Source organism: Hymenobacter sp. HDW8 (genome assembly GCF_011305775.1).
GTDB lineage: Bacteria > Bacteroidota > Bacteroidia > Cytophagales > Hymenobacteraceae > Hymenobacter > Hymenobacter radiodurans.
This window is the reverse complement of the sequence record NZ_CP049907.1, coordinates 4,020,348-4,033,305: the sequence shown is the minus strand read 5'-3', so window position 1 is coordinate 4,033,305 and position 12,958 is coordinate 4,020,348. Positions and strand designations below refer to the sequence as shown.

Here is a 12,958-nt window from a genome sequence, read left to right as displayed (position 1 = left end):
ATAGACACTAAGCATGAAATTCATCATCGCTGGGGCAGGAATTGGAGGATTAGCTACGGCATTGGCCCTGCGCCAGCAGAACCACGACGTACAGGTAGTGGAAGCTGCCACTGAACTGCGCGAAATCGGAGCGGGCGTAGTGTTGGGCGCCAATGCCATGCAGGCGCTCGACCGTTTGGGCGTGCACGATGCCGTGCGTGTTGCGGGTTTTCCCATTACTCGGATCAGCTTGCTGGATCACCACGGCCGTATCCTCAATGACATTGATACCACGCCCTTCACCCGCCGCCTTGGCTATGAAAACCTAGCCATTCACCGCGCCGACTTACAACGGATTCTGCTAGCAAATTTACCCCCCGACGTCGTACAGTTGGGCAAGGCGCTGGAACGGTTTGAGGAAAAAGACAACCACGTAACTGCCTATTTCACCGATGGCGAGCACCTGGAAGCGCAGGCGTTGATTGGCGCTGATGGTATTCGGTCGCGAGTGCGGCGGCAGCTACTGCCCTCCTCGCAGCCGCGCTACGCGGGCTACACCTGCTGGCGGGGCGTAATACAAGCACAGTCACTGAACTTGTCCGCAGGTCGCTCTACCGAAACCTGGGGCGGCAACGGACGCTTTGGCGTGGTGCCATTAGGCAATGGACAGGTGTACTGGTTTGCCTGCATTAATAGCGCCCAAGCGCAAAATCCACAGTACCGCGCTTTCCACTTAGCCGATTTGCAGCGGCATTTTGCCGACTATCACTCCCCTATTCCCGAGCTGCTGGCGCTCACTACAAATGAGCAAGTTATCTGGGGTGATATTATTGATTTGAAGCCATTGGGGCGCTTTAACTTTGGCCGAGTGCTGCTCCTTGGCGATGCAGCCCACGCCACTACGCCCAACATGGGGCAGGGCGCGGGCCAAGCCGTAGAGGATGCTGCCGTATTAGCCAGTTGTCTGGCGCAAGCCAACGGCATTGAGTCCGCCTTTCAGGCCTTTGATGCCCAGCGTCGGCCGCGCACAACTCGCATTGTCAATCAGTCGTGGCAGTTAGGTAAAGTGGCCCAGATGGAGCAGCCGTGGCTGGTAGGCCTGCGCAATGCCGTAATGCGCCGCGTGCCCGCCACCGTGAACAATCATCAAATGGCTTTCCTGTACGAAACGGATATCTAGGTAGTCAACTCTTTCTTTTGGTCGGCGCCAGCGGCTTCCTCTAACTCCTCTTCGCGCTCCTCCTGAAAGCCATCCTTAATCTTTTCAGCGGCCTCTTCGTGGTCCTCAGCGTCAGCTTGCTCGGCATTCTCCTTCTGAATATGCTTATCGTGTGGTTCGTAGCTAAGCTTGATGTAGATGGGAAAATGGTCGGAGCCGACGTAGTTGAGCCGTTGAATGTCGTCTACTTTGAAGTCGGGCGACACGAATACGTGGTCGAGGGGCCAGCGCAAAAGGGAATAGTCGGCGTGGAAGGTAGGCAGCAGACCGCGGCCCACGCGTGGGTCCATCAGACCGCTGATGCGCCGAAACAGCTCGGACGTGTGTGACCATGCCACGTCGTTCATATCGCCAAATACAACCGTAGGCTCGTCTTTCTTCTCTATTTCTTTGCCCACCAGCAGCAACTCCGCGTCGCGCTTGGTGCTGGTTTTGGCTTCTTGGGGTGCTGGCGGCTTGGGGTGCAAGCCATACAGCCGAATCCAGGTTTTGCCATCAGGTAGCTGCACGTGGGTGTGCAGGGAAGGCACATCATCGTCGAGCAGGTACTTGATGTGACAGTCGCGGACGGGGAGGCGCGAGAAGAATAGCAGGCCATAGGTGTTATCGAGCGGCTCGTGACAGGTGTACGGATGGGTTTTCTCCAGCGGCCGCAGTTGCTCCAGCCACCATTTATCCGTCTCCACCGCCATGATAATATCCGGATCGATGCGCTCCAGCTCAGCCAGCGCTTCTTTGCCTTTCTTATTGAATTGCAGCACATTCATAACGGCCAGACTTAAGTGGCGGCCGTCATTATCAAGCTCCGTACTGTCGCCCACTTGCTTGCTCGCCAGCGGCGTATAAGGCACAATACGAACCAATTGGTACACCACGGCTGCAGCTAGAGCCAACAAGAGCCCGATGCCCCAATAGTCAGGCAATTTGTGCCATTCCAATACCAATCCGCCGGCAAGAGTCAGGAGGGCCAAACCGACAATTTGCAGACGCGGAAAGTCAAATACCCGTATCCACCAGGCCTCCGCGCGAAGCAGAGGAAGAAGTGTGCCTATTAGTGCCGCAACCGAAAGCAGCAGCACGAGGCCGTGCGCAAGCAAAATCCAAAGTGGTGCGTCGATGTCAGGCATGGGGCAGGAAATATTCGGAATACAAAATTTACTTGTTGAAAGAAAAAATGCCCCCCAACTGCAGCCGGGGGCATTTTACGCTATTCTTCGTTAAAGCCACCCTTTCGCAGCTCATCAATGGTACGCATTACTTTATCCTTCAGCGAGGTACGGTATTTTTCCAACGCATCTACCAGGCGAGCATTAGACAGACCCAAAATTTGGGTAGCCAGAATAGCGGCATTGGTGGCTCCATCAATAGCCACAGTGGCCACGGGTACGCCGGTTGGCATTTGCAGCATGGATAGCGTTGAGTCGAGGCCGCGAATGGAGGTAGTGGAATTGATGGGCACGCCTATAACTGGGATGGTAGTAAAAGAAGCCACCATGCCGGGCAGGTGAGCCGCGCCTCCCCCACCAGCAATTATCACGCGCAGCCCGCGCTTGCGGGCCGATTCAGCATACTCAATCAGGCGGTGCGGAGTGCGGTGGGCCGAAACCAGTGTGAATTCGTGCGGAATATTGAACTGCCGCAGCAGCTCAGCGGCGGCCATCATTACTTTGATATCAGACTGACTGCCCATAATAATGCCCACAATGGGCGTATCACGGGTTTCTTCAACTGGACTTGGAGTAGCAGGTGCGTTGGTGCTCATAAGAAAAATGGAGAAACTATAGGTGCCTCTGACGGCTGTACGCGACTTGTACGCGGCATTACCTCCGCGGTTGGTTCGTCAAACATAGCACTTTCCCGCCTTGCTCCTCTCCTGCCGCCTCGTACCTTTAGCCGCCTTCACCATGCTCCCCGCTTCATGGAAATTCTGCTTGCCACGTTCACTACGCTGTTTTCGGTCGTAAATCCGTTTGGAGCCATGCCGGTCTTTCTGACTTTAACAGAAGAAGACTCCCCCCAGGAACGGCGCCAAATTGGACTACGGGCCTGCCTTTACATGATAGCTGTGCTGACCGTGTCGTTTTTTGCAGGCCAGTATGTACTCAACTTTTTCGGCATCAATATTCACCATTTGCGCATCGCGGGGGGCATTTTGCTGATGCGCTCGGCCTTTGATCTGCTCACGCCTGGCGGCAACCGCGACCGGGTGTCGCCGGCCGCGCTGGAGGAGAGTATGCACAAGAACGATATTTCCTTCACCCCGCTGGCTATGCCGATGCTTTCCGGCCCAGGCTCTATAGCAGTGTGTATCAGCTTGTTCACGGAGCGCCTCAGCTACTTCGATATGGGCTTGATCTTCGTAGGGTTTGTGCTGGTGGCGCTGGCGGCTTATATTATTCTGATGTCGTCGCTGCGCCTCACACGGTTCTTGGGACGGCCTGGCATGGCTGCTCTAGCACGAATTATGGGATTTATTACGCTGGCCATCGGGGTTAATTTTATGGCTACGGCAATCAAAGCGCTATTTCAGGAGTAGCAAAAACCGGCGGCTTAACTCGACTTTAGGCTGACGTCCGCATAGTAAGTTTCTGGGTTGTTGGAGCTATTGCTTTAGCCACGGCTACATTCCTGCGTTGCTAGACGTACCTTTGCTTCCACGCCGCTACCCGGCAAAGCATCCGCCCAAATCAGCAAACCTGTGATTAAAAACGACCTCATACTTCGGGCCGCCCGCGGCGAACAAACCGAGCGTACGCCCGTGTGGCTGATGCGCCAGGCTGGCCGTATTCTGCCTGAATATCGCGCCCTGCGTGCCCGCCTCAGCGGCTTTAAAGAACTGGTAGAAACGCCCGATCTAGCTGCTGAAGTCACGATTCAGCCCGTTGATGCGCTCGACGTCGACGCCGCTATCATTTTCTCCGACATTCTGGTGGTGCCCGATGCGATGGGCCTTACTTACGAGATGGTGGAAGCCCGCGGGCCGCTTTTCCCCGAAACCGTCCGCTCCGCCGCCGACATTCAGAAGCTGCGCATCGCCGATCCGGAGGAGCATTTGGGCTACGTTCTGGAGGCTATTCGCGTTACCAAGCGCGCGCTGAATGGTCGGGTGCCGCTCATTGGTTTTGCCGGTGCTCCTTGGACTATTCTAGCGTATATGGTGGAGGGCCACGGCTCTAAAACGTTCTCTAAAGCGCGGCGCATGCTGTATGCCGAGCCGGCGTTAGCTCATCAGCTATTGGAGAAAATTACGGCTACCACTATCGCGTATTTGCAGGCACAGGTGCAAGCGGGCGCTAATCTTATTCAGGTGTTCGACTCCTGGGCCGGGATTTTGCCCCCCAGTCATTACCGCGAGTTCAGCACCCGCTACATCGCCCAAATCTGTGAGGCGCTGCCCGATGTACCTGTGACAGTGTTTGCCAAAGGCGCTTTTTTCGCGCTGGAAGACTTCGCTCAGCTCGATTGCCAAACCATCGGCCTCGACTGGAACCAGGACCCACGCGCCGCCCGCGCCATTATCGGCGATAATTATACCCTGCAAGGCAATCTCGACCCTTGTGCGCTCTACGGCTCCCCGGAGCAGGTGCAGGCTGCTACCATCGAGATGCTGCGCCAGTTTGGGCCTCAGCGCCACATCGCCAACCTCGGCCACGGCGTGTACCCCGATACCGATCCGGCGAATGTGCGCGTATTTATCCAAACCGTGAAGGAGTTCAGCGCTTTGGCCCGCGAGGGAACCATATAGTTTTCAAACCCATAAAAAAGCCCTCCAGATCATAGTCTGAGGGGCTTTTTTACGAACTTATGCCTTAGTCTCGAATTGAAACTGGCCCTTCTGTTTGTACGATAATGTTTAGTAGGCCTGCTTCCTGAGCTTCTTCCAGCAATCGGTCTTTCTCAATTGGTACTACGCCAACCTGCTCGCAAACCAACCCACCGCCTAGGTTAGCCAGAGCGGCTAATACCGGCGCTTCCAGTCCTAAGGCCACGCATAAAGCAGCAATGCTGATAACGGTGTCGCCGGCCCCAGACACGTCGGAAATAGCGCGTAAGTGAGCAGGAATGTAGTTGCGACCCGTAGCCGGTGCGTCGCTGAATACACCGCGCTCAGAAAGCGTAACTAGAATAATGGCGGGCGTGAGCAACTCACGCAGGCGCTGGACGGCAGCCTCAAACTGCGGACGGTCGGCGTCGGTGTCGTTGAAGTCCAGCTTTAGGCCCTCGCGCAACTCTTTCAGGTTTGGCTTGAAGAGCGTGCAATAGCGATACGCCAGAAAGTTTTTGCGCTTCGGGTCAACGACGGTTGGGATGTTGCGCCGCCGGGCCTGCGCGATGAAATGCTGAATCAGACTCTCATTGAGCACGCCTTTATCGTAATCTTCAAATACCACTACGTCGGCTTGGGGCAGCAGCGCTTCATAGCGCGCAATGAGGTCGGCGGCCTCGGTAGCGTTGAGGTCGGTTTCTACTTCTGAGTCGATGCGCAGCAGGTGCTGGCCGGCAGCCAGGATGCGCTGCTTGACGGTGGTTGGCCGGTCGGCGCTGCGCACAATGCCTTTCGCCGACAAGTTTTTGTCTTCCAACAAGCCCAGCAATTGGTCGCCGCCGGCATCCTCACCTACCACCGCGCACAGCAAGGGCGTCGCGCCAAGGGCCTGCACATTCAGCGCCACATTGGCCGCGCCGCCGAGACGCTGCTCGGTGCGGCTCACGTGCACAATAGGCACTGGCGCCTCGGGCGAAATGCGGCCAGCTTTGCCCCAAACGTAGGCATCCAGCATCACATCGCCCACAATGAGCACCGTGAGGCGGTTGAAGGCAGCAAATAATTCGGGCAGCGAGGCAGGCGGTACGGTGGGGGGCATTTTGACGACTTTCGACGAAGGAAGCCGCAAAGGTAGAAACTAGCCCGATGTAACGCAGAGCATCGGCGCGTCGAATCGTTGCAGCCGTTGCTTCAGGGACTCAACTTCTGCTTCACAAAGCAACAAACCGAGCGCTGGGGGGCTTTTTACGAAAAACCGCAATCGGCTACGAACTGAAGCACAGCGTTACTCCCTCACCCAGTCCAATGATTTCCCAAGCTAAGCTGCTGCTTGTGGCTTTAGTGCAGCTTTTCCAGACTTGCTTTAATGCGGATAAAGGCCTCGCGCAGCTTCTCATCGGCGGCGGCGGTACTGAACCGCATGCAGCTAGGCGCTCCAAACGCCTCACCCGAAACGGCGGCTACATGTGCGTCATTCAGCAGAAACATCGCCAAGTCGGTAGCGTTTTCGATTACGTCGCCTTGGGGGGCTTTTTTACCGAAATAAGCACTCACGTCCGGAAAAACGTAGAAAGCACCAGCCGGCGTTGGCGTCTGGAAGCCTGGAATTTCCTTGGCTAACTCCAACACTAAGTCGCGGCGGCGGTGGTAGGCGGTTACCATTTCATCGGCGGAACTGCGGCCACCTTCCAAGGCAGCCAGCGCGGCGCGTTGGGCAATGGAGCAGGTGCCCGAAGTAATCTGGCTCTGCATTTTCTCGCAGGCACTGGCAATTTCTTTACGCGCGGCCAGATAGCCCACGCGCCAGCCCGTCATGGCGTAGCCTTTGGAAAAGCCGTTTACAGTAATTACCTGGTCTTTAATCTCATCAAATTCAGCCAAGCTCACATGCTCGCCCTCAAAGTTGATGTACTCATAAATCTCGTCGGCCATGGCAAACACCTGCGGATGACGCGCCAGTACGGCCGCAATGTCGGCTAGCTCTTCGCGCGAGAATACAGCACCCGTGGGGTTGCAGGGCGACGAATACATGATGAGTTTAGTACGGGGCGTAATGGCCTCCTCTATCTGCGCGGCCGTGGCTTTGTAGTCGTTTTCCAACGAGCCCATCACCCGCACTGATACACCTTCGGCTAGGCGCACCATTTCCTCGTAGCTTACCCAGTACGGAGCCAGCACAATTACTTCCTCGCCAGGATTTACCATGCTCATCACTGCATTAGCCAAGGCCTGCTTTGCGCCCGTACTCACCACGATGTTCTCGCACTGATACTCAAGGCGGTTTTCGCGGCGTAGCTTGTCGGCAATGGCTTGGCGTAGCTCTACGTAGCCGGGTACAGGCGTATACTTGGTATATCCTTCGTCAAGCGCCCGCTTGGCGGCATCCTTGATGTACTGCGGCGTTTGAAAATCAGGCTCGCCAAAACTTAGGTTAATCACGTTGTGACCCTGAGCGGCGAGCTCACGCGATTTTTTGGCCATCGCAATGGTCTGCGACTCTTGTAGAGCGCTGATGCGATCAGAGAGAAACGTAGTAGCAAGCGTAGCGGAAGCTGACATAGACTGACGGGCTTTGGAGACATACGAAAGTACGGATTCGAGTTGAACCGTTCCTTACATGCACACAACTCTATTTGTGGGCCCGCTACGGCTATTCCTGCCCCAGCCACCGAAAGCGGCGCACCAGGATATTGAGGTCAGTAGAAGGCGTATAATCTTTGGCGTAAAGCAGCTCCAGACGGCGGCGAGTGGCCTCAGGCAACGGCGCGGCGGCCGTATCCGCAGAGTCGGCAGGAGAAAATACGGCCGGCGTGGTGCGGCGCGAGGCATCGGCATGGCGCAGGCCCACCCAGGTGCGCGTACCCAACAGAACCCGTAGACAGTTGCGCAGATAGCCTGCCTTTTCGCGGGCGAACCATACCAGCAACGGCGCCGCCAACAGTAAGCTCAAGCTGGTAAGCACGTCCAGCAGGCGCTTGGTGCGGGCACGTTGGGGCTGAAATAGGTTCAGGGCAATATCAAGGGCGTAATACTCGCCCGGCGCATCTTTCGAGGAGCTACCAATGATGTATTCACTGTCTTCAGGCAAAATCTTGTAGGCCACCGGCGGGTATTGCGGTAGCCGGATCATCAGGGAAATAATGCGGGTGGCCGACAAATCTTTGCCGCAGAAAATCAGCTCATCCAAATCGTGAATTCGGATAATTTCATCAAGCTGATGGAGTTGGCCCAGCAAATAGCGACTTGGCGGAGCCGTTGGGTCGGCCACAGGAGTCACGTGGCCCACAATGCGAGCCTGCACGCTGGCCGTTTCAAGCAAGTGGCGCACGCGCCGGCTTTCTTCCGCCGAGCCCACAATGGCGATTTTTTTCTGGTGGCTCTGCATGAGACGCAGGTTGCGATGCTGCACCACATGGCTCACTAACCGCCGACCAATAAGGGCAATGATACTCCAAATGCCCCCAGCAGAATCAACGCATTGGAGTAGCGGTAAGACTCCAGAAAATTGGAGCCAGCCGAGATAAGCACCGTACCGATGACAATACCCCGAATGATGCGCCAAGCGCTGAAAGGCTTATCATAGCTACCACTGAGGTAAGCGCAACCCAGCCACACGAGCACATAAGCCGGCACTACCACCTCCATCAGTGGGGATGGGTAATCGGCCGGCCCCTTCTTTTGATACTCCTCCCAGTAGTTTTTCAGCACATACATACCGCCGTACAACAGGCCAGCATCCAACAGAATAGGCGCTATGCTCGTGAGCACGCGGCGGCCAACGGCCATGCCCGCGCGCAACCAGATGGCCAAATGAATGAGCAGGGAAAAAACGCCAGCCTGATTGGGAGCAAAATGCTTGCGGGCAAACACGATCATGGCCCGATAAAACACGAATACGTAGTTGACGCTCGTGCGCTTTGTGCTTTCGCCTTTGTAGTGAATGATGCGAGTGCCGGGGAAGTAATAGTTTTTCCAGCCGCCCCGGGTAAGCCGATATGAGAGGTCAATATCCTCGCCGTACATGAAGTAGTCCTCATCGAGCAGGCCAACGGCATTAAGGGCACTTTTGCGCAACAGCATAAAGGCGCCGCTTAGCACATCTACCTCGTGAGTTTGGTCTTTGTCGAGGTAGCCGAGATGGTAGCGGCCGAAGGTGCGCGAACCGGGAAATAAGGCCGCTAGCCCGAAAACCTTGTAGAAAGCTACCCGCGGCGTAGGCAAGCCGCGCTTGCTTTCGGGCAAAAACTTCCCTTGCCCATCCAGCATTTTCACGCCCAGTCCGCCGCCGTCGGGGTGTTCGTCCAGAAACTCGCAGCAGGCGCGGAAGGTGTCTTCTTCCACTACGGTGTCGGGGTTGAGCAGTAGAACGTACTCGCCTTGGGCTTGCCGTATTGCTTGGTTGTTGGCCTTCGCGAAGCCGGGATTATGCTTGTTCTCCAGCAAGATGACCTCCGGAAACCGCGCCCGCACCATTGCCACGGAGCCATCAACGGAGTTATTATCGACTACAAATACCTCGGCGGGCGCATCCAGTTTTTGCAAAGCCCGCCGCACCGACAACAGCGTCTGGCTCAGGAAATAGCTGACGTTGTAGTTGACAATGATAACGGAGAGCTTCACAGTGGGTGGCAGCGGGAGTAGGAGGGGCCGGGGAAAGTTACGGACTAAACACCATCCCCAGATTCATATTTCACTTATCACGGAAGTTGCTCCGTGGAATTAGGCAAGAATAGCAGAAATAAAAAAGGCCTGCCGCGTACGACAAGCCTTTTCAAATGAGTTTAGTGGCCAAAAAAGCCCCCCAGCGCGGCTAACGAGCCTGGCGCTGCCGCTCTACAATGCTGCGGCCCAAGGTTATTTCGTCGGCGTACTCCAATTCGCCCCCACCGGGATGCCACGGGCAATGGTGCTGATGTGCACGTCGGGGAACTCACGGAGCTTACGGGTGAGGTAAAAAGCGGTGGTATCGCCCTCCATGGTGGGGCTGATGGCAAGAATAACTTCTTTGATTTCCGACTCCGGAATGCGCTTCAATAGCGAGTCAATCTGTAAATCGGAAGGGCCGATGCCTTCAATAGGGGAAATAACGCCCCCCAGCACGTGGTACACGCCTTGATATTGGCTCGTATTCTCAATGGCAATTACATCCCGAATGTCGGACACGACGCACACCATAGCGTGGTCGCGCAGCTTGTTAGCGCAAATGCTGCACTCCTCCGTATCGGCAATATTGTGGCAGGTGTGGCAATAGGTTATCTCAAAGCGCATTTTTGCCAGCGCCTCGGCTAGCGAAGCCGTGCTGTCGCTCTCCGCCTTCAGCAAGTGCAGAGCCAAGCGCAGAGCCGTTTTGCGGCCAATGCCGGGCAGCTTAGAAAGCTCCGATACGGCGTTTTCTATCAGTTTGGAAGGAAACTCCATCTAGGTTGAATGAGTGAACGGGCGAATGAGTAAGTGGGTGATCGTTTATCGCACTAATAGTCACCAACTCACCCTTGCAGCCATTTATAGAATATCGGCCGAGATACCACGGTCGTGGATGGCAGTGCACATACCAGCCAGCTCATCGTAGGCGCCGTGCTTTACAGTGCACTGGCCTTTGTAATGAATCAGCAGGGTGCACTGTTCGGCCTGTTCGGGCTCGTGCCCGCACACATCGATGAGGGTTTTGATTACGTGGTCGAAGGTATTCACGTCATCGTTGTACACGATCAGGTCGCGAACGTCGATGGTTTCTTCGAGCAGTAAAACGTCCTCGTTATAGTCAATCTGCGGCTTGGTGTTCATAGCGCAAAAGTACGGATTATCAAGGAAAAAGGCGCAGATTTGGCCCCGCACCGGTCTAGTATAACCACCACGCGGACAGATTCGTTTCGGGGTTTAGACAATCATTTATAGTGTAGCGCACAGCGTCAGACGCGGCGGTCCGCTTGCCCCTCCTCCCTCCTATGCCCGTTCCCTCCACCGATTTTAAAAAAGCGCTAAAGCAACTTCCCGATAAGGAAAAAGAAGCCTTGTTGCTGCGCGCGGTGCGCCGCGACGCGGAGCTCTACGAAACATTCGCCTACGAGCTGCTGCCCGATGTGACCGTGGAGCAGGTGTATGAGCAAACCGCCGACCGTATTCACGAGTTATTCAACGTGGCCGTTACGGGGCGGCTGCTCAACCGCAGCCTGAATAAAGCCCTAAGCAAAGCCACCAAAGAAACCGCCCGCGCCCGCCGCATTACCAAAGACAAGCGCCTCGAAATCGACCTGATTCTGTATACGCTGCGCCTGATTTTTGACAACTACACCGGCCAGTTTGATAGCCCTTACAACGGTTTTTACGTCAGTACCGCCCGTATGGCAACGCGGGCGGTGCAGCTTGTGCTAACCAACCTGCACGAGGATTTGTGGCTGGAATACAAATCGGAACTAGACGACTTTCTGACCCAGTTGCACAACCGTAGCAAAAGCCGAAACCTACGCTTCGAACTGCCGCGCGAGTTGGTCATACCAGATTAAAAAAGCCCCCCAGACTAGGTCTGGGGGGCTTTTTCGGCTTGTTAAAATGAGCTACTTAGTTAGCAGCAACACCATTGCCTTTCTTAGCAATTACGTTGAAGCTCAACGTGAACTCGTCGTAGATGGCTTTGTCGCCAATGCCTTCAAAGAACGACTTCGAGCCGTATTTGATGTCGTACTTGGTGCGGTCGATAGTAGCAACGCCCGTGGCAGCAGCCATACCGTTCTTCACGCCAATTTTAGCGGGGAAAGTGATTGGCTTGGTGATGCCTTTGATGGTCAGGTCGCCGGTGATAGTGGCGTTGTTGGCATCGGCAGCAGCACCTTTAATAGGCGTGATGTTCGTGATTTTGAAGGTAGCCGTTGGGTTTTTCTCCACACCGAAGAAGTCATCAGCCTTCAGGTGGCCTACCAACTTGCCATTGCTGTCAGCATCCTTCAGGTCGGTTACTTTCAGCGAGTTCATATCTACCACGAAAGTGCCGCCTACGAGTTGGTTGCCGCGCACCAGTACGTTGCCTTCTTTAAACTGAACATTACCGCTATGCTCGCCGGTTACTTTTTTACCTACCCAACCCAAGGTGCTGAGCTGAGGCTGAACCGCGTAGGCGGTGCCAGCGGCTTTGGCAGTGCCGGGGGTAGTTTTCTTAACGGCTGGCTGTTGAGCCATTGCGGGAGCAGTAAACAGAGCAGCAACGAAGAGGGCTGACAGAGCAATTTTTTTCATGATTGAGAGAGAAAAAATGGAGAATTAAACTTGAGTTAACTGAAAGCCGTCAGTCACGGATTTTATCAAGCAAGTCGCTGAGTTGAGCGGCTTCTTCGGGGGTAAGATTGTGCAGGCCCGTATTCTGATGACTAACCACGCTTTCCATATTGCGCAGCAGCTCTAGTCCAGCTTCGGTAATATGAATATCGACGGCGCGGCGGTTGCTGGGGCACACGGTGCGGGTAGCTAAATTTTTGGCAACCAGCTTATCCACAATACGGGAGGCGTTACTGGTTTTGTCCAGCATGCGCTCAATCAGCAGATTTACGGTTGAAGCCTTGGGGTGCTGACCGCGCAGAATGCGTAAAACATTGTACTGCGGCAGCGTAACGTCAAACTCGCGGAAAGCCGCTGCCTGACGCAGTTGGATCCAGCCCGTGGTGTATATCAAATTGATATGGGCTTTTTGGTAGTCGTCTTTGAATGTTGGCTGTTTGATTTCGTCTTCGATTTTCATGAGCGTTGGCATACTCCTGCCCAATGATGCTACAAATATATGTACATACATTTAATGTTGCAACATAGTTCGCAAGAATATTTTTTTTATTAAGTATTATATATATTAATTATCGTCACATTGTTTCAAAGTCAGCAAGCTTAAGACTGTTTTATCTCGTCTCAGGATCAAACATAGGCGAAAGTCTCTATTGCGCTGCGGAAGTTGCATGACCCCAGCCCGACTGACTACCGCGGGCGTTTTGTTAATCAGCAATCCGCCACCT

13 protein-coding genes and 1 pseudogene are annotated in these 12,958 nt (G+C 54.9%); 4 read left to right on the top strand and 10 right to left on the bottom strand.

What is annotated here, in order from left to right; translation table 11 throughout:
* Positions 1 to 13 precede the first annotated feature (13 nt).
* Entirely contained in the window at positions 14 to 1,159 is a 1,146-nt protein-coding gene (locus G7064_RS17275) for an FAD-dependent monooxygenase (RefSeq protein ID WP_166074555.1), read from the top strand.
* Here G7064_RS17275 and G7064_RS17270 read toward each other — a convergent pair.
* Entirely contained in the window at positions 1,156 to 2,325 is a 1,170-nt protein-coding gene (locus G7064_RS17270) for an endonuclease/exonuclease/phosphatase family protein (protein WP_166074554.1), read from the bottom strand. The genes G7064_RS17275 and G7064_RS17270 overlap by 4 nt on opposite strands.
* 80 nt (positions 2,326 to 2,405) lie before the next feature.
* The gene (gene purE / locus G7064_RS17265) at positions 2,406 to 2,960 is read right to left on the bottom strand and encodes a 5-(carboxyamino)imidazole ribonucleotide mutase (RefSeq protein WP_133273670.1); all 555 of its coding nucleotides are present in this window, start codon (positions 2,958 to 2,960) and stop codon (positions 2,406 to 2,408) included.
* 156 nt (positions 2,961 to 3,116) lie between these two features.
* Between purE and G7064_RS17260 the strand changes: the two genes are divergently transcribed.
* Both G7064_RS17260 and hemE read left to right on the top strand, forming a co-directional pair.
* A complete protein-coding gene (locus G7064_RS17260) occupies positions 3,117 to 3,734 on the top strand; it encodes a MarC family protein (RefSeq protein WP_133273671.1) in 618 nt (205 codons plus the stop codon).
* Positions 3,735 to 3,896: 162 nt separating this feature from the next.
* Positions 3,897 to 4,943: a uroporphyrinogen decarboxylase gene (gene hemE, locus G7064_RS17255; protein ID WP_133273672.1), complete on the top strand. Its 1,047-nt coding sequence runs from the start codon at positions 3,897 to 3,899 to the stop codon at positions 4,941 to 4,943.
* Between the two features lie 64 nt (positions 4,944 to 5,007).
* On the opposite strand, the gene G7064_RS17250 is transcribed toward hemE, so the two are convergent.
* The 6 genes and pseudogenes from G7064_RS17250 to G7064_RS17225 form a co-directional block, all read right to left on the bottom strand.
* Positions 5,008 to 6,063 (bottom strand): bifunctional heptose 7-phosphate kinase/heptose 1-phosphate adenyltransferase, encoded by a 1,056-nt coding sequence (locus G7064_RS17250; RefSeq protein ID WP_166075189.1) that lies wholly within the window; start codon positions 6,061 to 6,063, stop codon positions 5,008 to 5,010.
* Between the two features lie 239 nt (positions 6,064 to 6,302).
* Entirely contained in the window at positions 6,303 to 7,523 is a 1,221-nt protein-coding gene (locus G7064_RS17245) for a pyridoxal phosphate-dependent aminotransferase (protein WP_166074553.1), read from the bottom strand.
* Positions 7,524 to 7,614: 91 nt separating this feature from the next.
* Positions 7,615 to 8,349, bottom strand: a complete 735-nt coding sequence (locus tag G7064_RS17240) for a hypothetical protein (RefSeq protein WP_166074552.1) — start codon at positions 8,347 to 8,349, stop codon at positions 7,615 to 7,617.
* 35 nt (positions 8,350 to 8,384) lie between these two features.
* Positions 8,385 to 9,584 carry a glycosyltransferase family 2 protein gene (locus G7064_RS17235; protein WP_166074551.1) on the bottom strand — a complete coding sequence of 400 codons (1,200 nt, stop codon included), beginning with the start codon at positions 9,582 to 9,584 and terminating at the stop codon, positions 8,385 to 8,387.
* A 190-nt stretch (positions 9,585 to 9,774) separates the two neighbouring features.
* Positions 9,775 to 10,382 (bottom strand): annotated as a pseudogene (gene recR / locus G7064_RS17230) (recombination mediator RecR).
* An 84-nt stretch (positions 10,383 to 10,466) separates the two neighbouring features.
* Positions 10,467 to 10,748, bottom strand: coding sequence for an ATP-dependent Clp protease adaptor ClpS (locus G7064_RS17225; protein ID WP_084444557.1), 282 nt, complete (start codon positions 10,746 to 10,748; stop codon positions 10,467 to 10,469).
* A 161-nt stretch (positions 10,749 to 10,909) separates the two neighbouring features.
* Between G7064_RS17225 and G7064_RS17220 the strand changes: the two genes are divergently transcribed.
* On the top strand, positions 10,910 to 11,467 hold the full coding sequence (locus G7064_RS17220) for a hypothetical protein (protein ID WP_133273676.1): 558 nt from the start codon (positions 10,910 to 10,912) through the stop codon (positions 11,465 to 11,467).
* A gap of 55 nt (positions 11,468 to 11,522) precedes the next feature.
* Here G7064_RS17220 and G7064_RS17215 read toward each other — a convergent pair whose 3' ends face one another.
* Both G7064_RS17215 and G7064_RS17210 read right to left on the bottom strand, forming a co-directional pair.
* Positions 11,523 to 12,194, bottom strand: coding sequence for a YceI family protein (locus G7064_RS17215; RefSeq protein ID WP_166074550.1), 672 nt, complete (start codon positions 12,192 to 12,194; stop codon positions 11,523 to 11,525).
* A 49-nt stretch (positions 12,195 to 12,243) separates the two neighbouring features.
* The gene (locus tag G7064_RS17210; protein WP_133273678.1) at positions 12,244 to 12,693 is read right to left on the bottom strand and encodes a MarR family winged helix-turn-helix transcriptional regulator; all 450 of its coding nucleotides are present in this window, start codon (positions 12,691 to 12,693) and stop codon (positions 12,244 to 12,246) included.
* Positions 12,694 to 12,958 lie beyond the last annotated feature (265 nt).

What these genes read in the sequence shown, in the direction of transcription:
- G7064_RS17220 (WP_133273676.1), top strand. Translation starts at nt 10,910, where the DNA reads ATGCCCGTTCCCTCCACCGATTTTAAAAAAGCGCTAAAGCAACTTCCC.
- G7064_RS17240 (WP_166074552.1), bottom strand. Translation starts at nt 8,349, where the DNA reads ATGCAGAGCCACCAGAAAAAAATCGCCATTGTGGGCTCGGCGGAAGAA.
- G7064_RS17250 (WP_166075189.1), bottom strand. Translation starts at nt 6,063, where the DNA reads ATGCCCCCCACCGTACCGCCTGCCTCGCTGCCCGAATTATTTGCTGCC.
- G7064_RS17210 (WP_133273678.1), bottom strand. Translation starts at nt 12,693, where the DNA reads ATGAAAATCGAAGACGAAATCAAACAGCCAACATTCAAAGACGACTAC.
- G7064_RS17275 (WP_166074555.1), top strand. Translation starts at nt 14, where the DNA reads ATGAAATTCATCATCGCTGGGGCAGGAATTGGAGGATTAGCTACGGCA.
- G7064_RS17270 (WP_166074554.1), bottom strand. Translation starts at nt 2,325, where the DNA reads ATGCCTGACATCGACGCACCACTTTGGATTTTGCTTGCGCACGGCCTC.
- purE (WP_133273670.1), bottom strand. Translation starts at nt 2,960, where the DNA reads ATGAGCACCAACGCACCTGCTACTCCAAGTCCAGTTGAAGAAACCCGT.
- G7064_RS17245 (WP_166074553.1), bottom strand. Translation starts at nt 7,523, where the DNA reads ATGTCAGCTTCCGCTACGCTTGCTACTACGTTTCTCTCTGATCGCATC.
- G7064_RS17260 (WP_133273671.1), top strand. Translation starts at nt 3,117, where the DNA reads ATGGAAATTCTGCTTGCCACGTTCACTACGCTGTTTTCGGTCGTAAAT.
- G7064_RS17215 (WP_166074550.1), bottom strand. Translation starts at nt 12,194, where the DNA reads ATGAAAAAAATTGCTCTGTCAGCCCTCTTCGTTGCTGCTCTGTTTACT.
- G7064_RS17225 (WP_084444557.1), bottom strand. Translation starts at nt 10,748, where the DNA reads ATGAACACCAAGCCGCAGATTGACTATAACGAGGACGTTTTACTGCTC.